The sequence below is a fragment of the Novosphingobium aeonii genome (genome assembly GCF_052279045.1).
Classification (GTDB): Bacteria; Pseudomonadota; Alphaproteobacteria; order Sphingomonadales; family Sphingomonadaceae; genus Novosphingobium.
The window spans coordinates 1071979-1092878 of sequence record NZ_CP176833.1 but is presented as its reverse complement, the minus strand read 5'-3'; the positions used below and the strand labels follow the sequence as shown (position 1 = coordinate 1092878).

Sequence of the window (20900 nt, the reverse complement as noted above, 5' to 3'; positions counted from 1 at the left end):
ATACCGCGTTTCTAATAGAAGCGCGGTATCGGGCCCCATTGCGGTGTCTGGTCGGGCAGGTCGATTTCGATATCGTCGACATAGCACCAGCCCCAGCCTTCGGGTGGATCGTAGCCCTCGATGATCGGGTGATGCGTTTCGCGGAAATGGGCGCGGGCATGGCGGTGCGGAGAATCGTCGCAGCAGCCGACGTGTCCGCAGCTTCGGCACAGCCGCAAGTGAACCCAGGGGCTGCCGATCCGCAGGCATTCCTCGCAGCCTTTCGCGCTTGGCGTCACGGTGTTGATCGTCATGCTATGCGAACAGCCGGTCATGATGCTTTCTCCGTCTTTTCAGCAAGTTCCTGGCTGAACGCGGCATGGATCTGAGCCACGACCGCCGCGCCTTCGCCTACCGCGGCAGCCACGCGCTTGGTGGAGCCGGCGCGCACGTCGCCAATGGCAAATACGCCGGGCATTCCCGTTTCGAGCGGTTGCGCCCCCCGGTCTCCCTGGCCGGTCAGCACGAAGCCCTTGCCGTCGGTTTCGACCTCGCCGGGCAGCCAGTCGGAATTGGGATCGGCGCCGATGAACAGGAACAGGTGGCGCAGCGCCCGGTGGTGCAGCGAACCGTCGGCATTGTGCCGGATTTCGACGCCGGACAGCAGGCCCGTCTCGTCGCCCTCTAGCGTCACCACTTCGGCGGCGACATGGACCTCGACATTGGGCAGTTCGGCAATGCGGTCCACCAGATAGCGGGACATCGTCTCGGCCAGTTCCCGCCGGACGATCAGGTGAAGCCGCCTGACCTGCGGGGCCAGGAACACCACCGCCTGCCCGGCCGAATTGCCCCCGCCCACCAGGGCGACTTCCTCTCCGGCGCAGAGCCGCGCCTCGATCGGCGAAACCCAGTAGAACACGCCCGAACCCTCGTAACGCTCCAGCCCGGCGATGGCGGGGCGGCGGTATTTCGCGCCGGAAGCTATGACCACGGTTCGCGCCTGCACCTTTCGCGCCCCGGCAAGGGCGAGCTGCAAGTGTCCGTCCCGGCGTTCCAGCTTCTCCACCGCGACGGGGATGGCGATCTTGGCACCGAACTTGAGCGCCTGGTTGAAGGCGCGCCCGGCCAGCGCCTGCCCGGAGATGCCGGTGGGAAAACCGAGGTAATTCTCGATCCGGGCGGAGGCGCCTGCCTGCCCGCCCATCGAACGCGCATCGAGCACCACCACCGACAGCCCTTCGGACGCGGCATAGACCGCCGCCGCCAGCCCGGCCGGCCCCGCGCCGACGATGGCCACGTCATGGACGGTCTCGGGATCGATATGGGAGGTGAGCCCCAGGCAGGCGGCCAGTTCCTCGTTCCGGGGGCGGCGCAGCAGCGGCCCGGTCGGACAGACGACGAGCGGGTATTCGGCGGGCGCCACGCCCAGCCGCTCCACCATGGCCTTGCCTTCGGCATCGGCGCTCACGTCGAGCACGAGGAAAGGATAACCGCTGCGGCGCAGGAATTCCTGCAGGCGCACCACGTCCGGGCTGTCCGGCACGCCGATCAGGATGGTTCCCGCTCCGCCCTCCTCGATCAGGCCGACACGGCGCAGGATAAGCGCCCGCATGACCTTCTCGCCCAGTTCGGCCGAGCCGATCATCAGTGCCCGCAAGTGCGCGGCATCGATGGGCAGGGCGGTGCAGCCTTCGGGGCCCGCCCGGCCGCCCGCGATCGAGGGACGACCCGCAAGCTGGTTGATCTCGCCGGTGAACTGGCCGGGGCCGTGCGTGGTAAGGTGGACCTCGCGCCCGGAACCGTCGAGATTGAGCCCGTCGCGGCGCAGCACCTCGATCTGACCTTTGACCACGAGCCAGGTCGGCGCTTCGCGGTCGCCGATGGCATATACGGTCTCGCCCGGCTCGAAACGCCGCTCCGGGCCGCTGGCGAAGCGGCGGGCAAGCGCGATCTCGGCGGGGGCGAGCACGGGGAACATCTGGTATTCGCGGGTTTCGATCGTGCTCATGCCGGTCTCCAAGGCGAAATCTGGACATGGTCGGACGGGCTGCGCCGCCGTGTACCGATGGTTATCGGGCCGGGCGGCATCCCGCGCCATCATACGCAGGTTTAAGGGCCCGAACCCAAGCCCCAAACCGCCTAAGCCCCCAAACCTGCGTATGATGGCCAGACGCGGGCGGTGCGGCGAAAAGTCCTCATCCCAACCGGCCCGAGCGGCCAGCCCAGGAGGAAAACCCGATGCCGATGGCTGAACGCACGCCGAACCAGGAAGGTCCTGCCCGCCATGCCGCGCCGCTGCCCGGAAGCGGGGAAGCCTGGCCGGAAGCCGCACTGGAGGCCGAGGAAAGCGATCACCGCATCGCCAACAATCTCCAGCTTCTCATGGCGATGATCGCTGCGGAAAAGCGCGAGGTTTCCGATCCTGCAGCCGGGCTTGCACTGGACCGGATGCTGGGGCGGATCGGCGCGATCGCCGGGGTCCACCGCCAGCTTACGCGGACGGCAGAGGCAGGGGCAGGGGCAGGGGCTGGGGCGGCTTCGGCCGTGGTCGATATCGGCGGCTATCTCCGCACGCTGGCGCGGCAGATCGAGGCGGGGTGCTGCGACGCGGCGGCCGGGCGGCGGTTGCGGGTCCGTTCGGATGCTGTTCTGGTGCCCGCCCGGCTCGCGGCGGCGATGGGGCTCATCGCATCGGAATGCGTGCTCAATGCCTGCAAGTACGCCTATGCCGCGCAAGCGCCCGGCGAGGTGCGGATCGGCCTGAGCCTCGCAGGGCCTCATGCCCTGAGGCTGACGGTGGAGGACGATGGCGCGGGGCACGGCGGCGCGCTGCCTTCCGCCGGTTTCGGTGCCCGGCTGATCGCGATGCTGGCTGCGCGGATCGGCGCGGCGCTGGTCTGGGAGGATGCCCGCCCCGGCACCCGCGTGGTCCTTGCCGTCCCGCTGGCATGAGCGGACCTAACCGAAGGTTGTGGTTGCGCCCCGGAAAACTCCCCGGCACGTTCCCCGTCAGGCCCCGGTACGGTTCCTGGCAGGAGGCGGCGATGCACGGCGATGCCGAGGCAAGAAGTTTGGTCAGCAAGATCTATGCGTTATCGGCCGCTCTTCTGGCGCTGGGGATCTTTGCGCTTGACGTGCTGAGCCCGTTCCAGGGTGCGGTCGCGGTGCTCTATACCACGGTGGTGGTGCTGGTGGGCCGCACCCAGTCGCGCGAACTGGTGCTGTTCGCGGCGGTGTTCTGCGCGGTGCTCGCATTCGCGGGCTACTGCGTCTCGCACTGGAGCGCGCCGATGGGTTCGCCCGCGATGCGGCTTGCGGTGAGCCTCGTGGCGCTTCTGGTCACTACCGTCCTGTTCCTGCGCCAGCTTGCCGAAGGGGCGGAGCGGGAGCGTTCCGATGCTCGCTATCGCACGATCTTCTCGGCGGCGGGCTTTCCGATATGGGAATCAGACTGGTCGGGCGCCTATCGCCTGTTCGGCGCGCTGCAAGGCTCTGATATCGAAGACGGCATGGTCGACATGGCCTTCGGTTCCGCGCGCGTGCGCAACGCCAATCATGCCGCGGCGCGGCTGTTCGGGCTGGCGGACCGGGCCGAACTGATCGGCGGCACCATCGGCGAATTCGCGACCGCGGCGGCTTTCGAGTCCCTGTCGCGCATCTATTCGGGCTTGCTGGACGGCGCGGAATCGATCGAGGAGGAGACCCGCTTCGTCACCCGCGCGGGCGAGGTGATCGACGTGCTGCTGCAAGTCTCGCTGCCGCCCGATCACGGCGGGTGGAAGCGCGTGCTGGTCATGGCGCTCGACGTGACCGAGCGCAACCGCGCCCAGGCGCGGCTCGCCCAGTCTCAGGCGGAGCTGACACACATGTCGCGGGTGACGACGCTGGGCCAGCTTGCCGCGTCTATCGCGCATGAAGTCAACCAGCCGCTTTCGGCGATCATCACATATGCCCGCTCTGGCAAGCGCTGGCTGGAGCGCGAGGCGCCCTCAGCCGCCGAAGTATCCGACTGTCTCGACCATATCACGAGCAACGGCACCCGCGCCGCCGATGTCATCGCCCGCATCCGCGAACTCGCCCGCAAGGCCGATCCCAAGCGCGAAGGCATCGCGCTTCCCCCGCTCGTGGAGGAGACGGCGGCCCTGCTGCGGCGCGATTTCCAGGCCAAGGGCGTCGCGCTCGACATCGTGCTGGCGCCGGACCTGCCCGAGCTGCTGGGAGACAGGGTGCAGTTGCAGCAGGTGCTGATGAACCTCATGCTCAACGCGGAACAGGCGATGGCGCCGCTTGCGCCCGAACGGCGCGCGCTGGCGGTTCGCGCCTCGCCGGACGGGCAGGGCGGGGTTACGGTCGAGATCGCCGATTGCGGCACCGGGATCGAGGGCGACCCGGAAGCGCTGTTCCGCCCGTTCTTCACCACCAAGGGCGAAGGCATGGGCATGGGGCTGGCGATCTGCCGTTCCATCGCCGAACAGCATGGCGGCACGCTGACCGCCGCCAACAATGCGCAAGGCGGCGCGACGTTCCGCTTGCGCCTTCCCGCGAGGATGGAAATGGAGATCGTGCCGGCATGACGGGTAACGGAAGCGAAACGGCCGCGCTGGTCTGCGTGCTGGACGACGATGCCGAAGTGCGCGGCAGCATCGGCAGCCTGCTGCGGGCAAGCGGGTTCGAGGTCGCGCTGTTCGCCTCCACGGCACAGTTCCTTGCAGCCCGCCGCCCCGAGGTGGCGAGCTGTCTCGTGCTCGACATCCGCCTGCCGGGCGAAAGCGGGCTCGATTTCCAGGAGCGGCTCGCGGCGGAGGGGCTGGCGATCCCGGTGATCCTCATCACCGGGCATGGCGACATTCCGATGACCGTTCGGGCCATGCGGGCGGGCGCGATAGATTTCCTGCCCAAGCCTTTCGAGGATGGGCAATTGCTGGAGGCAGTCCGGGCGGCGCTGGATTCCGACCGCGCACGCCGCGCCGAACTGGAGGGCCGCACGCTCCTGCGCGGAACATACGAGAGCCTGACGCCGCGCGAACGCGAAGTCATGGCGCTGGTGGTGACCGGGCTGATGAACAAGCAGGTTGCCGCCCGGCTCGACCTGTCCGAGATCACGGTGAAGATCCATCGCGGAAACGTGATGCGCAAGATGGCGGCGCAGTCGCTCGCCGATCTGGTGCGCATGGCCGAGATGCTGGGCGTGCGGGACGAATCCATCCATCGCTATAACACCTGAGTATGATGGCGGGCGTGCTCGCCCCGGGCCAACTGGGCAAGGGGGGGCCAGCAGGGCGAGGGCAAGGCCCCGCCCGAAGACGCCGGAGATAACATTGGTCGCCCCGTTTCCCGATCCATCCGCCTCCCCCCCGATCGTGGCCATCGTCGACGACGACAGCGGGGTTCGGGGCAGCCTCGACAGCCTGATGCGTTCGGCGGGAATGGTGGGCCTGGGTTTCGACCGCGCGGCTGGCCTGCTGGCAAGCGGCCTGCGCGCCCGGATCGCCTGCGTGGTCACCGACCTGCACATGCCGGAGATGACCGGGCTCGAACTCCAGTCCGAGCTGGCCCGGCAGGGCTGGACGCAGCCGGTGATCCTGATGACCGCCTATCCCACCCCCGCCGCGCGCGCGCAGGCAGAGGCTGGCGGTGCGGCGGCCTTTCTCACCAAGCCGATAGACCCCGATGCGCTGCTGGCGGCGATCGAGGCGGTGCTGGCCTGATACCGGACCATACCGCCAGTACCATACCGGCATCGGGCCATACCTAGGTGTGGCTGGGTCAGGCGCCGTGCAGCGCCTATCTGGGTGACTGATTGGCGGCATCCGACGCCGCCACGTCAGAAGGAGCCTCTCCCATGTCCGACCCGCACACCCTCGTCACACCCGCCCAGCGCCGCCTGGGTACGCCCACCGACCTTGGCGCCGATGCGACGCGCGATATCTCCGGCGGGCTCAAGGCGCTGCTGGCGGATGTCTTTGCGCTCTATCTCAAGACCAAGAACTTCCACTGGCACATGAGCGGCCCAAATTTCCGCGATTATCACCTTCTGCTCGACGAGCAGGGCGACCAGATCTTCGCGATGACGGACCCCATTGCCGAGCGCGCGCGCAAGCTGGGCGGCACCACGATCCGTTCGATCTCCGACATTTCCGGCCACCAGCGGCTGCTCGACAACAATGCCGACTATGTCGATCCGCTGGACATGCTGGCGGAACTCCATGGCGACAACAAGCAGCTCGTGGCCGAGATGCGCGCCGTTCACGCGCTTTGCGATGAATATGGCGATATCGCCAGCGCCAGCCTGATCGAGGTATGGATCGACGAGACCGAGCGCCGCGCGTGGTTCCTTTACGAAAGCTGCCGCACCGGCCGCGTCTGAGGCCACCTTCCCATGCGGCATTGCGGACACGGGAACGTTACATGCCCGCAATGCCGCGTTATTTCATCGGTTTGGGAAGGATATTTCAGACACGCTCCCAGATCGCCGCAATCCCCTGTCCTCCGCCGATGCACATGGTGGTAAGACCGTAGCGGCCGCCGCTGCGGCGCAGTTCGTAGAGCAGCTTGGCGGTTATGATGGCGCCGGTGGCGCCCACCGGATGGCCCAGCGCGATGCCGCTGCCGTTGGGGTTCACCCGTTCGGGATCGAGCCCCAGTTCCTGCGTCACCGCGCAGGCCTGCGCGGCGAATGCCTCGTTGGCTTCGATCACGTCGAGATCGGCGACGGTCAGGCCCGCGCGGGCAAGGGCATTGCGGGTCGCCGGAACCGGGCCGATGCCCATGTATTCCGGCGAAACCCCGGCATGGCCGTAGGAAACGAGACGGGCCAGCGGGGTGAGCCCATGATCGCTGAGCGCTTGTTCGCTTGCCAGCACCAGTGCGGCGGCGCCGTCGTTGATGCCCGAGGCATTCCCGGCGGTGACGGTGCCTTCCGTTTCCGCGAAGACGGGACGGAGCTTCGAGAAATCCTCCGGCTGCGCATCACGGCGAACGTATTCGTCGGTATCGAAGCGCACGCTGCCCTTGCGGGCGGCGATATCGACGGGGACGATCTGTTCGCGGAACCGCCCTTCGGCGATCGCCCGCGCCGCCCGCTGCTGGCTGAGAAGTGCCAGTGCATCCTGCATCTCACGCGTCACGCCGTAGCGGCGTGCGACGTTTTCCGCGGTAACGCCCATGAGAATGTCGTGAAACGGGTCGGTCAGCGCGCCGTTGAGGCCGTCGATCACGCGGGCGTCGCCCATCTTGCGGCCCCAGCGCAAGTCCGGAAGGTAATGCGCCGCGCGGCTCATGACCTCGGTTCCGCCGGCAAGGGCCAGTTCGCAGTCTCCGAGCATGATGGACTGCGCGGCGCTTATCAGGGCTTGAAGCCCCGAGCCGCAAAGCCGGTTGACGGTCAGCGCGGGCACTTCCTCCGGGACACCGGCACCGATCCCGGCAATGCGGGCAACGAAATGGTCGCGCGGATGCGTGGTGATGACGTGGCCGAACACCACGTTGCCCACCGCTTCGGGCGCGATCCCGGCGCGATCGATCGCCGCGCGGCCGACGTGGGCGGCAAGGTTGCCGGGCGTCCTGTCCTTGAGCGTGCCGCCGAAGGCGCCGATGGCGGTGCGGGCGGCGGATACCGCGTAGATCGTCTTCATGTCAGCCTGCCTGTTCCAGATGGCTGCGGAATTGATGGCGCAGTTCGGCCTTCATGACCTTGCCCGAGCCGGTGTGCGGCAGTTCGTCCACGCAGACGACATCGTCCGGCAGCCACCAGCGCGCGACGTGATCGGCCAGGTGCGCCAGCATTTCCGCGCGGCTAACGCTCGCCCCTTCATGGAGGCAGAGCAACAGCAGCGGCCGTTCCTGCCAGCGCGGATGCGGGACGCCGATGACCGCGGCCTCGCGCACGGCGGGATGGGCGACGGCGACGTTCTCGAGCTCGATCGAGGAGATCCACTCCCCACCGGACTTGATGACATCCTTCGCGCGGTCGGTGATCTGGATGAAGCCGTCACCGTCGATCCGGGCGATGTCGCCGCTGTCGAACCAGCCCCCGGCATCGAGCGCGGAGCCGGGCTCCTTGCCGAAGTAGCCGCTGGCCACCCAATGCCCGCGTACCAGCAGCGGGCCGACGTTGTCGCCGCCGGGCCCGGTGACGCTGCCATCCTCCGCGCCGATGCCGATCTCGCTGCCGAACAGGCAACGCCCGGCCTTGGCGCGCAAGTCCAGATGCGCCTCTGGTGAAAGGTCGCGGTGGCGGGCTGCCGTGCGGCACACCGCGACGACCGGGCTCGTTTCGGTCATGCCCCAGGCCTGCATCGTCTCCACGCCCAGAAGGTCCCGGAACCGCTGGACGAGCGCGCGCGGGGTGGCGGCGCCGCCCATGAACACGCGGTCCAGCTTGAGCGCGGCGCGTTCCTCGGCCGTGGTCGTGGCCTCGATCCTGTCGAGGATAGTGAACCATACCGTTGGAACACCGAGAGAAAACGTGATTTCCTCATCCCGGATCAGCGCGTGAAGCGAAGCCCCGTCCAGCGCGCTGCCGGGCAGCACCAGCTTGGCCCCGCACATGGCGGAGGCATAGGGCACGCCCCATGAATTGACGTGGAACATCGGCGGCAGCAGCAGCGCATGGTCCCGCGCCGACAGCGCCATCGAATCCGCCGAGCAGAGCGACATGGCGTGAAGCACGGTGGAACGGTGGCTGTAGAGCACGCCCTTGGGATTGCCGGTCGTGCCCGAAGTGTAGCAGAGCCCGGCGGCGGAACGCTCGTCGATGTCCGGCCAGGCCGCCAGCGGTTCGGCAGCGGCAAGGAGGTCCTCGTAGGCGACGATATCGGCCAGCGGCGATTCCGGCAGGTCCTTCCGCTCGCACAGGACCACCACGGTCACCGGCGCATCGTGAATGGCAAGAACGCCCTCCGCCAAGGGGAGAAGATCGGGATCGACGAACAGGATGCGCGCGCCGCCATCGGCCAGCACGAAACGGATCTGCTCCTCGAACAGGCGGGGGTTGAGCGTGTGGAGGACATAGCCGCCGCCGGGAACGCCGTAATAGAGTTCGAGATGGGGAAGCCGGTTCCAGGCGAGGCTGGCGATGCGATCACCGGGCTTCGCGCCGAGCGATTCCAGGGCGGCGGCGACGCGGCGCGACCGCTGGGCAACGCGGCCCCAGGTCGAGCGTTCGAGCGTGCCTTCTGTGCCTCTCGATACCACTTCGGTGTCGTTGTGGTTGCGTTCTGCGTGGTCGATCACGCTGCCGATGGTCAGCGGCAGGCATTGCATCAGCCCCATCATGGTGCGGCAGGCTCCTCTACGTTCCGCGCGGGTTTCTCCCGGCGATTGAGGGCCTTGATGTGGCCGGCGGGCGGGAGCGGCAACGCAGGGAGCAGGCTGCCGGTGGAATATCACAGGCTGGATAGTCGCGGCCCGAAATGCGCCGGACCCGCGAAGTTGCATTCGCCGCGATCCCGTGGAATCACATATGTGATATCGATTGCGGGCCATTCCCTTGCCCGGCGGAACGGCGTTACCAATCGGCACGAGAAAAAAGGAGCGCGAAAGCTCCGGATAAAAATGGAGAGGCGAGAATGATCCGGCGAACGGTCAAATCGGCGTCACGGACCCTTGAGGTCCTCGAACTCTTTGCCGAGGAACGCAGGCCCATGCGTCTGCACGAGGTCTACACGATCCTGGGCTATCCGCAGTCCAGCGCCACCAACCTCCTGAAATCCATGGTCGTCATGGGTTACCTCAACTACAACCGCGTGACCCGCACCTATCTGCCCACCATGCGTGTCGGCGCGCTGGGCAACTGGCTGCCGGGGTTCGTCTACTCGGACGAAAGCTATCGCTGGCTGGTGGACGAACTCCAGCGCCGCACCGACGAGACCGTGGGGCTTTCCACCCAGAACGATCTGTTCGTGCAGTACATCCTGCTTAAGGCGCCCGATCACGAGTTCAAGATGGTGCCGCCGGTGGGAACGATGCGGTTGCTGGTAGATTCCTCCAGCGGCCTGGCCCTGATGAGCGAGATGAAGGACCGCGAGATCGACAAGATCTGCCGTTACACCAATTACTATCAGCTAGCCGAGGGGCGCCGCTTCGATCACGCCGAACTGATGCGGGAAATCCGCTGGACGCGGCAGATCGGCCATGCCTACCTCGCGCACAAGCCGCTGAAGGAAGTGTCGCAGATCTCGATCTCGCTGGGCGAGAAGATCCACGGCATTCCGCTGGCGATCGGCGTGGGCGGGCTCGCCGAACGTATTGCCAAGTCTCAGTACGACATCATCGAGGCGATGCGGGAGTGCATCGCCGAGTTCAAGGCCTTTCGCGAAGAGCAGCACTATGCCGAAGCGGCCGAGTAGCGGGCGATCACGGACGTGATAGTTGTGGGGGCAGGCACGGCGGGTTCGACATCGCCGTGCCTGCCCCCAGACGTTCTGCGGGCTGCGCAAAAGGGAGAGAGCCTTGCGGTCCGAAACAGAAAAACAGGCCTTCAGGCGCGCCTATATCGAGGCGCGCGGCTACTGGGTCGAATTCAACGACGGCCTTCTGGAACACAGCCCCGAATGGCTTGAGGCCTACCTCGCCTATTCCTCGACCCCGGCGCGCGTCGGGCCGCTTTCGGCGCGGATGCGCGAACTGATCTACGTCGCTGTCGATGGCTCCACCACGCATCTTTTTCTGGCGGGGCTGGAAATTCATGTCCGTCTGGCCTTGCAGGTGGGCTGCACGCCGGGTGAGCTCGTCGAGGTCCTGCAACTGGCGACGATGCAGGGGCTCGACAGCGTGGTGCTGGGCATGTCTGTTCTGGAAGAGGAACTGGCGGCAATGGGCCGCGCGATACCGGTAGAGCAGGCGGACGGCGGGGTGCTGGACCGCTACGAAGCGCTGCACGGCGACCGGCCTGGCTGGCTGGCGGCGATGGCGGCCGTCTCCCCGGAATGGGCGCGGGTGCTGGTCGATCTGCTTGAAACGGCTGACGGCACCTCGCGCCTGACCGCCAGGGAGCGGGCCCTGATCCGTCTGGCGCTGGCCGCCTCTCCCACGCACCTCAGCCGGGAGGCGGTGCGGACCGAGACGCGCCGGGCGCTGGAACTGGGGGCGGGCGTTGACGAAATCGCTCAGGTTTTCCAGCTTGTCGCGCATCTTGGTCTCCATGCCTGTTCCGAAGGCATTCCCGCCGTGATGCGCGCTTCGCAGGAGTAGAGCCGATGGACATTGCTTTTTTCACCCCGATCGCCAGCGATCTCGGGGAGAGCCCGGTGTGGGACGGGCAACGCCAATGGCTCTGGTGGATCGATATCCGCAAGGGCCGGGTCATGGCCGTGGATACATCGGGAACGCTCGTGCGCGACTGGACTTTCGACCGGCAGGTCGGCTCCATCGGGTTGGCCGAAGATGGCCTCGTAGCCGCCTTTGCCGACGGCTTCTCGCTGATCGACCTCGACGGCCGGGTGCGCGATCTCGTCCGCCCCGCGATCGGCGAGGGGGCGATCCGCTTCAATGACGGCAAGATGGACCGGCAGGGGCGCTTCCTGTCAGGCACCATGCAGCATGGCGGGCAGGAAAGCGCGCTGGGCACGCTATGGCGGCTTGGCCGGGGCGGCGATGCCGAGAAGCTGCTGGATGGCTTCCGGCTGACCAACTCGCTGTGCTTTTCGCCGTGCGGGCGCTGGCTCTATGTCTCGGATTCGCTGGAGGGCGTGCTGCGCCGCTATCCCTACGATCCGGAAACCGGGGCGCTCGGGCCGATGAAGTCGCTGTTCGATTTTGCTGCTGCCGGCACCGCGCCGGACGGCGCCACGGTGGACAGCGAGGGGCACATCTGGGTTGCGCTGGTGATCTCCGCGCAGATCGCCTGCCTGTCTGCTGAGGGAGAACTGCTGCGCCTTGTCGACCTGCCGGTGCCCTATCCCTCGTGCCCGGCGTTCGGCGGCCCGGATATGGCCACGCTCTATGTCACGACGATTTCCGATTCCGGGCATAAACTGAAATCCGATCACCCGGATGCGGGGCGGATGCTGGCGATTTCCGGGCTCGGTGCACGAGGGATCGGCGAGGCGCGCTTCGTTCCAGATAATCACACTTGGAATTAGTGCCCGCAGAGCCCGGCTGACACTGGAAGCGGGCACCCGTCCCCGTGCAGTCAAACGGGCATGGACCTCGATTTCACAACAGACGAACTGGCCTTTCGCGATGAGGTACGCGCCTTCTTCGCCGAACATGTGCCGGATACCTGGCTCACCCGCGTAAGATCGGGGCTGCGCCTCGAACCCGCCGAACTGATCGCTTACCAGAAGGCGCTCGCCGCAAGGGGATGGGGCGCGCCGACCTGGCCCGTGGAATATGGCGGCACCGGGTGGAGCCCTGCGCAGATCTACATCTTCGAAAGCGAATCCGCCCGTGCCGGTGCGCCGATCCAGTTCCATCAGGGCCTCGAACTGATCGGCCCGATCATCTTCACATATGGCTCGCAGGCGCTGAAGGACCGCTACCTGCCGGGTATCATCCACGCCGACGACTGGTGGTGTCAGGGCTATTCCGAGCCCGGCGCCGGTTCCGACCTCGCCTCCCTGCGCACGACGGCGGTGCGCGACGGGGATCATTACATCCTCAACGGGCAGAAGATGTGGACCAGCTTTGCCCAGGTCGCCAGCCACATGTTCGTGCTGGCGCGCACCTCACAGGAGGCCAGGCGCCAGCAGGGCATTTCGCTGTTGCTGGTGGATATGAAGACCCCCGGCATCTCGATCCGCAAGATCGAGACCATGGACGAGAAGTATACCACCAACGAGGTCTTCCTTGACGAAGTGCGGGTGCCGGTCGGCAATCTCGTGGGTGAGGAAGGTCGCGGCTGGGAATACGGTAAGGTCCTGCTCGACCGGGAGCGGATGGTCTGCTCGGCCACCGCGCTCCATTTGCCGCAAGTGCTGGACGGTGTGCGGGAGGCTGCCTCGGCCCGGTGCGTGGGCGGCATTCCGCTGGTCGAGACCCCGGCCTTCGCCGCGCAGCTCGCCCAGATCGAGATCGAGGCGATGGCGCTCGAGACCATGGTGCTTCGGCTGCTCGCCGATCTGGCGGTAGGGCAGGATTCCGGCCCGCGCGGCTCGATGGTGAAGCTGCGCTGGTCCGATCTCTACCAGCGCGGCATGGCGCTGTGGATGGAAGCGCTTGGGCCCGAGGCCGCGCATTTCCGGGCGCTGGACGGGGATGCGCTCCCCGACATGCCTTATGCGATGCAGGGCGCGCTCTATTCCCGCGTCACCTCGATCTACGGCGGATCGAGCGAGATCCAGCACAACATCATCGCCCGCCGCGCGCTGGGTCTGTGAGGCTGCCATGAACTTCGAATATTCCGACGAGCAGCGCATGCTGCTGGACAGCGCCGACCGTCTCGGCGGCGACCTCTGGCCGGCGGCCGAGCGGCTTCGCCATATCGACGCTTTCGAGGAAATCTCCGCGAAAACATGGGCGCGGATGGCCGAGCTGGGCTGGCTGATGCTGCCCATCGCGGAGGCCGATGGCGGCCTTGGCGGATCGGCGGTTGACGTCATGGCGCTGATGGAGGGCCTTGGCCGCCATCTCGTGCCGGCCCCCTATGTCGCGAGCAGTGTGCTGGTTCCCGCCCTGATCGGCGGCGACCCGGCGGCTGCCGACGTACTGGCGGCGATCGCGCAGGGCAGTGCCCGCGCCGCGGCCGGGCTGCTCGAAGCGGGCGGTGGGTACGATCTGTCCCATGTCGGTCTTTCCGCCACGCAAGGTCCACAAGGCTGGACGCTCAGCGGCGAGAAGCTTCACGTCGAGGATGGGGCAGGCGCCGACTGGTTCGTCGTTTCCGCGCGAACGGGGGGAGATGTGCGGGATGCGGAAGGCATCGGCCTGTTTCTTGTTCCCGCCGCCGCGCCCGGCCTTGCCGTGGAGCGGTTCCGGGCCATCGACCAGCATCGCCACGCGCGCCTGCGCTTCGAGAATGTGACCGGTGCGATCCCCGTTGGCCGCGCCGGATCGGCCTTGCCGGTCATCGAGGCGGCGGTGGACAGGGCGATCTGTGCAAACCTGGCGGAAGCGGTCGGCTCGATGGAGGCGGCGCATCTGGCCACGCTGGAATACCTGCGCACCCGCAAGCAGTTCGGCGTCGCCATCGGCACGTTCCAGGCGCTTCAGCACCGGGCGGTCGACATGGCCATCGCCCTCGAAGAGGCGCGTTCGATGTCCTACCGGGCAACGCTCAGCCTCGACCGGCCGGTGGCCGAGCGCCGCCGCGCGGTCAGCGCCGCCAAGGTGCGCGTGGGGCAATGCGGGCTCTACGTCGGGCGGCAGGCGGTCCAGCTTCACGGCGGCGTCGGGTTCTCGGACGAACTCGTCATCAGCCACCACCTCAAGCGGCTGATGATGCTCGATTGCGCCTACGGCTCTGCCGAGCATCACCTTTCGCGCTTCGCAAGCGCCGCCTGACGCGCGGGAGACGTGCATCTCGCGGGGCCGCGTTCACGGATGTGATCTTGGCTCCGCATCGCTCCAAACGGTCGGATTACCGACCATCCCTCCCGCATAATCGGCGGGTCAATGCTCCGGGAGATGATGGGCAAAATGGTTGAAGCAAACAGCGCTGGTCGGGTGGATGCCGCCTATGACGCGGTTGTCGTCGGCGCCGGCATCGGCGGCCTCTACATGGTCTACAAGCTGCGCGAAATGGGCCTCTCGGTGCTCGGCATCGAGGCGGGCGACAATGTCGGCGGGGTCTGGTACTGGAACCGCTATCCGGGCGCCCGGTGCGACCTGATGACCGTGGATTACTGCTACACTTTCTCGCCGGAAGTGGACGCGGAGTGGTCGTGGTCGGAACAGTTCGCAGCGCAGCCCGAAATCCTGGAATACATCAATTTCGTGGCCGACCGTCACGAACTGCGCAAGGATTACCTGTTCGGGACGCGGGTAGAGCGGGCGGCCTATGACGAGGCCCGTCAGGTCTGGCAGTTCCATACCGACACCGGCAAGGTCTTCGAGGCGAGTTACGCGGTCATGGCCACGGGACCGCTTTCGGTGCCCAAGGTGCCCGAATTCGTGGCGAACGGCAGCTTCAAGGGCGAACTGTATTACTCGGGACGCTGGCCGAAGGAGCCGGTGAGCTACGAGGGCAAGCGGGTGGGCGTGGTCGGCGTCGGCTCCACCGGTATCCAGATCGTGCCGGTGGTGGCGCAGGAGGCGAAGGAACTCACGGTGTTCCAGCGCACGCCGAGCTTCACGATGCCGATGCGTAATCACGCCTACACGCCGGAGTACCAGGCACAGATCAAGCGCCACCTGCCCGCCATGCGCGCGTCGGCGCGCAACAGTCCGCTTGGCGGGGTGCGTCCCTCGTCCACGCGGCCCTATTTCAGCGTGCCGCCCGAGCAGCGCATTTCCTTGATGGAGGATGCCTGGAAGAACGGCGGACACACCTTCCTCGGCACGTTTTCGGACCTTCTCCAGAACGAGGAAGCGAACGAGGAAGTGGCCGAATTCGTCCGCGGCAAGATCGGCGAGGTCGTGAATGATCCCGAAACCGCCGAAATGCTCAAGCCGCGCGGCTATCCGATCTTCGCACGCCGGGCCTGCCTCGACACCCACTACTACGAAGCCTTCAATTTGCCGCACGTCAGGCTGGTGGACTGTTTCAGGGAGCCGATCCACACCCTCACCGATAACGGCATCAAGGTGGGCGACCGCGAGATCGAGCTGGATATGCTGATACTCGCCACCGGCTACGACGGGCTGACCGGCGCGCTCATGGCTTTCGACGTGGTGGGACGCGGCGGAGAAACGGTCAATCAACGCTGGTCGGGGGGCGCGCATTCGCACCTAGGCCTGATGATGAAGGACTTCCCGAACCTCTTCATGATCTGCGGCCCCAACGGACCTTCGGCGCTTGCCAACATCTTCACGATCAACGAGCAGAACGTGAACTGGATCGCCGACGCCATCAGCCACATGCGCTCCCATGGCCTGACCGCGATGGAACCCACGGGAGAGGCGGAGCAGGGCTGGATGGACCTCGTGGCGGGACTTGCCGAAGGCACGCTCGTGTCCAAGGCGAAGACCTGGTACACCGGCACCAATATCGCGGGAAAATCGCGCGGGCTCACCATGTATACCGGTGGTTTCAAGGCCTATCGCGAAGCCTGCGAAGAGGCCGCGTCTCAGGACTATCCCGGCATCGCCTTCGAGCGTGCGGGCGTTCCCGAAACGACCGCCTGATCGCACCGCTTTACGAAAAAAGGCCCTGGAAGCGTCCTGCTTCCGGGGCCTTTGCCGTTTCGAAGGCGTGTCAGACCAGCAGGTCTTCGTAGAAAGCGCCGAACGGCCGGGTTGGATGGCGGATCTGAATTTCCAGGATCCACAGTCCCTTGCCGGGCACTGCTTCGAAATCTCCGAGGTTCCCGCCCTTGTGCACCGAATGCGGATAGTCGCTCACGCGGTGTCCGCGAATGTCGAGATTGAGTTCCCATCCCATCGCCAGCGCTTCCTGCGCGGCGCGGTCGTAAAGTGCGCTGCCGGTCACCGCGCCCGCGTTCCAGATGGTGCGGACGCGCTCGAACAACTGTTTCGAGGCGGCGGCGCAGGCTTTCATCTCCGGATCGTCGCCCACCGTGAAAGTCGCGCCCACATCGCCTTCGTGGCTGTCGAACACGGGGCCCATGTCGATGAAGAAAATATCGTCTCCGGCCAGCACGGCGTCGCCCTGCGAACGGTCGCTGAAGATCTTGAGTGTATTGGCGCCGAAGCGGATCAGCAGGGGGTGCCAGGACATTTCCATGCCCAGTTCCGCCAGTACGGCACGGCCTGCCTCGTGGACCTCGCTTTCACGCATTCCGGGCCGGACGATGGCGGCAATCCTCTCCAGCGCAAGCCAGGACCGGGCCTGGGCACGGCGAATGGTATCAAGGTCGTAGCGCGGTCCCACCGCTTCGCGGCTCGCAGGGGTGGCGGACATGCACGGGCTCCAGGAAGGGATCGGGGGCGCTCGTTTGGCGGGCTTGCAGGTTAGCCGTCAAGAGCGGCTCGCATCACGGGGTACCTTATTTTTGCAACGCAACGTGTGAATCATTGCGTTTGATAGAGAGGGCTGATCGCGGGATGGGTGGAGCCGCCTTTTCGCAACCGGATACCTGCCCATGACCACCGCCGCCAGCACCGCCACTTTAGAACGACCGACAACCGGGGCGGTGCCACCGCGCGGTTGCACTTTCGAGCCGGAGGACTGGGCCATCCTCGCCCGCCACTGGCATCCGGTCGCGCTGTCCCGTGAAGTGGACGAGAAGCCGCTCGGGGCCAAACTGCTGGACCAGCCTCTCGTGCTCTATCGTGTCGATGGCGAGGTCGTCGTCGCGCCTGATGTCTGCCCTCATCGCGGCGTGCCGTTGAGCATGGGCACCGCAGGGGAGGGCGGCGTCGTCTGCGCCTATCACGGGCTGACATTCGGGAAGGGCGGCAAATGCGTCCATGTGCCGGCACATCCCTCGCGGGATATCCCGGCCCGGCTGAGCCTCAAGGCCTATCCCAGTGTGGAGCGCTATGGCCTCGTCTGGACCTGCCTCGATACCGAAGACACCGCGCCTCCGCCCGGCGCCATTGCCGACATGCCCCATTGGGACGAGCCGGAATTCCAGCAGATCGTCTGTCCATGGATCGACATCAACGGCTTTGCTGGCCGTCAGCTCGAAGGCTTCCTCGATGTCGCTCACTTCGCTTTCGTCCACCATGCGACCTTCGCCGATCCCGACAATGCCGAAGTGCCCACTTATACGCCCCGGCGCACGGATTACGGGTTCGAGGCGGAATACTGGAGCAGCGTGGGGAACTATCCGATCGGCGTGTCGCAGCGCGGCGTGCCGGGCTTCAACTGGCTGCGTCATTTCCGCTGCCATCTGCCGTTCACGGCAACGCTGGAAATCCATTTCCCCGGCAAGGACCGGCTTGTCATCATGAATGCGGCTTCGCCGGTTTCCGCCAGGGTGACGCGCCTCTTCGCGCCGATCGGCCGGAATTTCGACACCGACCTGCCGGTGCAGGACGTCTATGATTTCAACTTGCGCATCTTCGAGGAGGACAAGGCCATCGTCGAGGCGCAGATGCCCGAATGGCTGCCCCTCGATCCGGCTGAGGAGGCGCATATTCCCGCCGACATGAGTTCGATGACGTATCGGCGCGGTCTCAAGGCGCTGGGGCTCAACCGCTTCTTCACCTGCTGACCGATCAACTGAGGCGGTGCTCCCGCGCCGCGATCGGTGCGGGCAGGTCGGTTTCGCCCAGCGCACTTAACATCTCGCGCTCGATCGTGCGGGCCATCGCATCGAGCGGGAGATCGTTGGGCTCGAGGCCGAAGGGATCTTCCAGTTCGTCCCCCAATGCGTCGAGCCCGAAGAATGTGTAGCTGACCAGCAGCACCGGCAGCAGCGTCCACCAGCCCAGCGATCCGGCCAGAGCGAAAGGCAGGGCCAGGCAGAAGATATAGGCGGTGCGGTGCAGCAGCAGCGAATAGCTGAAGGGCACCGGCGTCTGCGCGATACGCTCGCAGCCTGCCTGGACCTGCGCCATGAGATGAAGCTGTTCCTCGATCAGCGAATGGTGGATCGCTCCGATCCGCTCCTGCTGCATGAGGTCGAGGCAGCGGCGGCCCATCTGGACCAGCAATGCGTCCGTCGGGTTGACGGCATCGTTCCATGTGCCCCGGCCGCAAGGGCCGGCTATCGCAGCCACTTCCTCGCCGCCGCGCAGGCGGGCGGCGAGACCGGCGGCGAAACCGATGCAGCCCTTCAGCAGGAACTGCCGGTCTGCCTCGTCCAGCGTGGCGATGCGGCGGGCGAAGGACCGGCAGGCGATGACCAGCGAGCCCCAGAGCTTTCTTCCTTCCCACCAGCGATCATAGCAGGCGTTGTTGCGAAAGCTCATGAAGATGGAAAGCGCGATCCCGATCAGGGTGAAGGGGATCGCGCTGATCTGGGCGAACAGGCCGGGATGCGACCTTGCGGCCAGCACTGCGACCACGCCGATCGCCGCGATCGAGAACAAACGGCCGAGAATGCGGGGCAGGATGGAGCCGTGCACCGCAAAGGCAACCTCGCGAAGTCCCGGCTTGGGGCGGACAATCATTCCGCCGGGTCCCCGTAGATATAGGCGAGCGTACCTGACTTCAGGCGCACTTCCTTGCGGATGTAATCGACCTCATAGGCATCGGCGGCGGCGATATCGGCCTCGGACAGGCGGAACAGGGTGCCTTCGACGGCATCCTGGGGATCGGTGCTCCGTTCGACCATGGGATGCCAGCGGGTGCCGCTCTTGGCGATGACTTCGGGGTCGGTGATCTCGATCATCCGCTGGCGCCAGCCCGGTATCGCATCCGGTTCGCCTTCCACCAGCCTGCCGAACAGCGCCAGTTGGACCTCGTGCTGGCGGAGAGTTCCGTAGGAGAAAAGGAGGATATCCGACATTACGACCTCTCAGCGATGACCTGGAGTGCAGCGTTGACGATGCGGGCCTGCGTGAATTCCTCCACACCCGCAAGTCCCTGATGGCGGCCCATGCCCGATTGCCGCGCGCCGCCAAGGGGGACTTCGAAGGGCAGGTCGAACACCCGGTTCACCCAGACGAGGCCGCTGTCGATCCGCTCCGCCACGGCCATCCCGCGCGTCACGTCGCCGCTCCAGACTGAGGCGCCGAGCCCGTATTCGCTGGCGTTGGCGCGCGCGACGGCCTCGTCAAGGCTGTCATAGGCCATGACCGGGATCAGCGGACCGAATTGTTCCTCGCGCACGAGCCTTGCATTGTCCGGCAGCCCTCGCACCACGGTGGGAGGAACGAACCAGCCCGGGCCGTCCGGAAAAACACCGCCGCAGAGGACCTGGCCGAGCCTTCGGCTTTCCTCCAGCAGGCCGCCCAGGCGGGCATGCTGGGCCGCGTTCTGAACCGGGCCCAGTGTGGTGTCTTCCGACAGACCATTGCCGATGACGGCGGCACGCGCCAGCTCGACCAGCGCCTCGCAAAGCGCATCGGCCTTGTCGCGGTGGACGTAAATGCGTTTGATGCCGAGACAGATCTGACCGGCATTGGCCGTGGCACCGGCAAAAAGCTGTGGCGCAACCGAGGCTATATCCGCATCGTCCAGCACGATCGCCGCGTCGTTGCCGCCCAGTTCGAGCGTGAAGCGTTTGAGCGTGCCCGCGGCGCTGGCAAGTACCTTGCGCCCGGTTGCGGTGGAACCGGTGAAGCTGACATGAGCCACATCGGGATGTGCCGTCAGCACCGGTCCAAGGTCGCCGCGGTCGCCCAGCGTCTGGAACGTGCCCGGCGGAAGCAGGTCGGCGACGAGTTCGCCGAAGCGCAGCGTCGTAATCGGCGTTGTGGGTGCGGGTTTGGCGATAACGCAATTGCCCGCGAGCAGCGCCGGAGCGAGCTTGAGCATGAGGAGCAGCAGCGGATAGTTCCACGGCACGATCGCAATGACGACGCCGAGCGGATAGCGCTGCTCGACCACTCTCTCGGAAGGGTTCTCCTTGAGGACCACGGGCTCCAGTCGCAGCCCGGCATGGTAGTGCAGCGCGGCGATGGACCCTTCGACTTCGCCGCGTGCCTCGGCCAGCGTCTTGCCCTGTTCCTGCGTCAGCAGGCGCGCGAATTCCTCGCTCCGGGCTGCAAGGGCCTGTGCCATCGCTTCGAGGCAGGCGGCGCGCTCGTCCTGCGAACGTGCGCGCCAGCCGGGAAAGGCGCGCAGCGCGGCGGCGACGGCTTCCTCCGCCTGCGCCGCATCGGCGCATCCGCTTGCCGCGATCACCTCGCCGGTTGCGGGATTGAGCACGTCCATTGCGGCAGCGCCCTGTTTCAGGCGGCCGTCGAGAAGTAGTCGGTATTGCATCGCCATGCCCTAGCCGCCGGAGGCCGCGCGGCAAAGTGGGCGG

The 20900-nt window shown here is 66.4% G+C and carries 20 protein-coding genes; 12 read left to right on the top strand and 8 right to left on the bottom strand.

Annotation, left to right across the window (positions count from 1 at the left end; all coding sequences use genetic code 11):
• Positions 1–11: 11 nt before the first annotated feature.
• Together ACLIMP_RS20305 and ACLIMP_RS20300 are read right to left on the bottom strand one after the other, a co-directional pair.
• Entirely contained in the window at positions 12–314 is a 303-nt protein-coding gene (locus ACLIMP_RS20305; protein ID WP_054434618.1) for a UBP-type zinc finger domain-containing protein, read from the bottom strand.
• Complete coding sequence (locus tag ACLIMP_RS20300) at positions 311–1987, bottom strand: FAD-dependent oxidoreductase (RefSeq protein ID WP_185999746.1); 1677 nt, start codon at positions 1985–1987, stop codon at positions 311–313. The genes ACLIMP_RS20305 and ACLIMP_RS20300 overlap by 4 nt, the downstream gene beginning before the upstream one ends.
• 230 nt (positions 1988–2217) lie before the next feature.
• Between ACLIMP_RS20300 and ACLIMP_RS20295 the strand changes: the two genes are divergently transcribed.
• From ACLIMP_RS20295 to ACLIMP_RS20275, 5 genes are all read left to right on the top strand, one after another.
• The gene (locus ACLIMP_RS20295; protein WP_443478175.1) at positions 2218–2931 is read left to right on the top strand and encodes a sensor histidine kinase; all 714 of its coding nucleotides are present in this window, start codon (positions 2218–2220) and stop codon (positions 2929–2931) included.
• A 92-nt stretch (positions 2932–3023) separates the two neighbouring features.
• Entirely contained in the window at positions 3024–4553 is a 1530-nt protein-coding gene (locus tag ACLIMP_RS20290; protein ID WP_185999744.1) for a sensor histidine kinase, read from the top strand.
• Complete coding sequence (locus ACLIMP_RS20285) at positions 4550–5203, top strand: response regulator transcription factor (protein ID WP_185999743.1); 654 nt, start codon at positions 4550–4552, stop codon at positions 5201–5203. Before ACLIMP_RS20290 ends, ACLIMP_RS20285 begins: the two co-directional genes overlap by 4 nt.
• Before the next feature lie 94 nt (positions 5204–5297).
• On the top strand, positions 5298–5687 hold the full coding sequence (locus tag ACLIMP_RS20280) for a response regulator transcription factor (protein WP_221937310.1): 390 nt from the start codon (positions 5298–5300) through the stop codon (positions 5685–5687).
• A 134-nt stretch (positions 5688–5821) separates the two neighbouring features.
• Positions 5822–6346, top strand: a complete 525-nt coding sequence (locus ACLIMP_RS20275) for a Dps family protein (RefSeq protein ID WP_185999742.1) — start codon at positions 5822–5824, stop codon at positions 6344–6346.
• Positions 6347–6431: 85 nt separating this feature from the next.
• Here ACLIMP_RS20275 and ACLIMP_RS20270 read toward each other — a convergent pair whose 3' ends face one another.
• On the bottom strand, positions 6432–7613 hold the full coding sequence (locus ACLIMP_RS20270; RefSeq protein ID WP_185999741.1) for an acetyl-CoA C-acyltransferase family protein: 1182 nt from the start codon (positions 7611–7613) through the stop codon (positions 6432–6434).
• 1 nt (position 7614) lies between these two features.
• The gene (locus ACLIMP_RS20265) at positions 7615–9255 is read right to left on the bottom strand and encodes a long-chain fatty acid--CoA ligase (protein WP_185999740.1); all 1641 of its coding nucleotides are present in this window, start codon (positions 9253–9255) and stop codon (positions 7615–7617) included.
• Between the two features lie 293 nt (positions 9256–9548).
• Here ACLIMP_RS20265 and ACLIMP_RS20260 point away from each other — a divergent pair, with 293 nt between their 5' ends.
• From ACLIMP_RS20260 to ACLIMP_RS20235, 6 genes are all read left to right on the top strand, one after another.
• On the top strand, positions 9549–10328 hold the full coding sequence (locus ACLIMP_RS20260; protein ID WP_054434371.1) for an IclR family transcriptional regulator: 780 nt from the start codon (positions 9549–9551) through the stop codon (positions 10326–10328).
• Between the two features lie 103 nt (positions 10329–10431).
• On the top strand, positions 10432–11172 hold the full coding sequence (locus ACLIMP_RS20255) for a carboxymuconolactone decarboxylase family protein (RefSeq protein ID WP_221937309.1): 741 nt from the start codon (positions 10432–10434) through the stop codon (positions 11170–11172).
• Positions 11173–11177: 5 nt separating this feature from the next.
• On the top strand, positions 11178–12062 hold the full coding sequence (locus ACLIMP_RS20250) for an SMP-30/gluconolactonase/LRE family protein (protein ID WP_185999739.1): 885 nt from the start codon (positions 11178–11180) through the stop codon (positions 12060–12062).
• A gap of 60 nt (positions 12063–12122) precedes the next feature.
• Positions 12123–13298, top strand: coding sequence for an acyl-CoA dehydrogenase family protein (locus ACLIMP_RS20245; protein ID WP_185999738.1), 1176 nt, complete (start codon positions 12123–12125; stop codon positions 13296–13298).
• A gap of 7 nt (positions 13299–13305) precedes the next feature.
• Entirely contained in the window at positions 13306–14421 is a 1116-nt protein-coding gene (locus ACLIMP_RS20240) for an acyl-CoA dehydrogenase family protein (protein ID WP_185999737.1), read from the top strand.
• Between the two features lie 135 nt (positions 14422–14556).
• The gene (locus ACLIMP_RS20235; protein ID WP_324699639.1) at positions 14557–16203 is read left to right on the top strand and encodes a flavin-containing monooxygenase; all 1647 of its coding nucleotides are present in this window, start codon (positions 14557–14559) and stop codon (positions 16201–16203) included.
• A gap of 70 nt (positions 16204–16273) precedes the next feature.
• Here ACLIMP_RS20235 and ACLIMP_RS20230 read toward each other — a convergent pair whose 3' ends face one another.
• The gene (locus tag ACLIMP_RS20230) at positions 16274–16939 is read right to left on the bottom strand and encodes a M24 family metallopeptidase (protein ID WP_185999735.1); all 666 of its coding nucleotides are present in this window, start codon (positions 16937–16939) and stop codon (positions 16274–16276) included.
• Positions 16940–17120: 181 nt separating this feature from the next.
• On the opposite strand from ACLIMP_RS20230, the gene ACLIMP_RS20225 reads away from it, so the two are divergent.
• The gene (locus ACLIMP_RS20225; protein WP_185999734.1) at positions 17121–18197 is read left to right on the top strand and encodes a Rieske 2Fe-2S domain-containing protein; all 1077 of its coding nucleotides are present in this window, start codon (positions 17121–17123) and stop codon (positions 18195–18197) included.
• A 4-nt stretch (positions 18198–18201) separates the two neighbouring features.
• Here ACLIMP_RS20225 and ACLIMP_RS20220 read toward each other — a convergent pair whose 3' ends face one another.
• From ACLIMP_RS20220 to ACLIMP_RS20210, 3 genes are read right to left on the bottom strand one after another with little or no spacing between them, the layout of a single operon-like run.
• Positions 18202–19098: a bestrophin family protein gene (locus ACLIMP_RS20220; RefSeq protein WP_185999733.1), complete on the bottom strand. Its 897-nt coding sequence runs from the start codon at positions 19096–19098 to the stop codon at positions 18202–18204.
• Positions 19095–19436 carry a gamma-glutamylcyclotransferase family protein gene (locus ACLIMP_RS20215; RefSeq protein ID WP_185999732.1) on the bottom strand — a complete coding sequence of 114 codons (342 nt, stop codon included), beginning with the start codon at positions 19434–19436 and terminating at the stop codon, positions 19095–19097. Before ACLIMP_RS20215 ends, ACLIMP_RS20220 begins: the two co-directional genes overlap by 4 nt.
• Entirely contained in the window at positions 19436–20863 is a 1428-nt protein-coding gene (locus ACLIMP_RS20210) for an aldehyde dehydrogenase family protein (RefSeq protein WP_443478174.1), read from the bottom strand. Before ACLIMP_RS20210 ends, ACLIMP_RS20215 begins: the two co-directional genes overlap by 1 nt.
• Positions 20864–20900: the final 37 nt, after the last annotated feature.

Bases quoted from the DNA above. Each gene is read 5' to 3' on its own strand.
- ACLIMP_RS20305 (WP_054434618.1), bottom strand. From the start codon at position 314: ATGACCGGCTGTTCGCATAGCATGACGATCAACACCGTGACGCCAAGC.
- ACLIMP_RS20300 (WP_185999746.1), bottom strand. From the start codon at position 1,987: ATGAGCACGATCGAAACCCGCGAATACCAGATGTTCCCCGTGCTCGCC.
- ACLIMP_RS20295 (WP_443478175.1), top strand. From the start codon at position 2,218: ATGCCGATGGCTGAACGCACGCCGAACCAGGAAGGTCCTGCCCGCCAT.
- ACLIMP_RS20290 (WP_185999744.1), top strand. From the start codon at position 3,024: ATGCACGGCGATGCCGAGGCAAGAAGTTTGGTCAGCAAGATCTATGCG.
- ACLIMP_RS20285 (WP_185999743.1), top strand. From the start codon at position 4,550: ATGACGGGTAACGGAAGCGAAACGGCCGCGCTGGTCTGCGTGCTGGAC.
- ACLIMP_RS20275 (WP_185999742.1), top strand. From the start codon at position 5,822: ATGTCCGACCCGCACACCCTCGTCACACCCGCCCAGCGCCGCCTGGGT.
- ACLIMP_RS20270 (WP_185999741.1), bottom strand. From the start codon at position 7,613: ATGAAGACGATCTACGCGGTATCCGCCGCCCGCACCGCCATCGGCGCC.
- ACLIMP_RS20265 (WP_185999740.1), bottom strand. From the start codon at position 9,255: ATGATGGGGCTGATGCAATGCCTGCCGCTGACCATCGGCAGCGTGATC.
- ACLIMP_RS20260 (WP_054434371.1), top strand. From the start codon at position 9,549: ATGATCCGGCGAACGGTCAAATCGGCGTCACGGACCCTTGAGGTCCTC.
- ACLIMP_RS20250 (WP_185999739.1), top strand. From the start codon at position 11,178: ATGGACATTGCTTTTTTCACCCCGATCGCCAGCGATCTCGGGGAGAGC.
- ACLIMP_RS20245 (WP_185999738.1), top strand. From the start codon at position 12,123: ATGGACCTCGATTTCACAACAGACGAACTGGCCTTTCGCGATGAGGTA.
- ACLIMP_RS20240 (WP_185999737.1), top strand. From the start codon at position 13,306: ATGAACTTCGAATATTCCGACGAGCAGCGCATGCTGCTGGACAGCGCC.
- ACLIMP_RS20235 (WP_324699639.1), top strand. From the start codon at position 14,557: ATGGTTGAAGCAAACAGCGCTGGTCGGGTGGATGCCGCCTATGACGCG.
- ACLIMP_RS20230 (WP_185999735.1), bottom strand. From the start codon at position 16,939: ATGTCCGCCACCCCTGCGAGCCGCGAAGCGGTGGGACCGCGCTACGAC.
- ACLIMP_RS20225 (WP_185999734.1), top strand. From the start codon at position 17,121: ATGACCACCGCCGCCAGCACCGCCACTTTAGAACGACCGACAACCGGG.
- ACLIMP_RS20220 (WP_185999733.1), bottom strand. From the start codon at position 19,098: ATGATTGTCCGCCCCAAGCCGGGACTTCGCGAGGTTGCCTTTGCGGTG.
- ACLIMP_RS20215 (WP_185999732.1), bottom strand. From the start codon at position 19,436: ATGTCGGATATCCTCCTTTTCTCCTACGGAACTCTCCGCCAGCACGAG.
- ACLIMP_RS20210 (WP_443478174.1), bottom strand. From the start codon at position 20,863: ATGGCGATGCAATACCGACTACTTCTCGACGGCCGCCTGAAACAGGGC.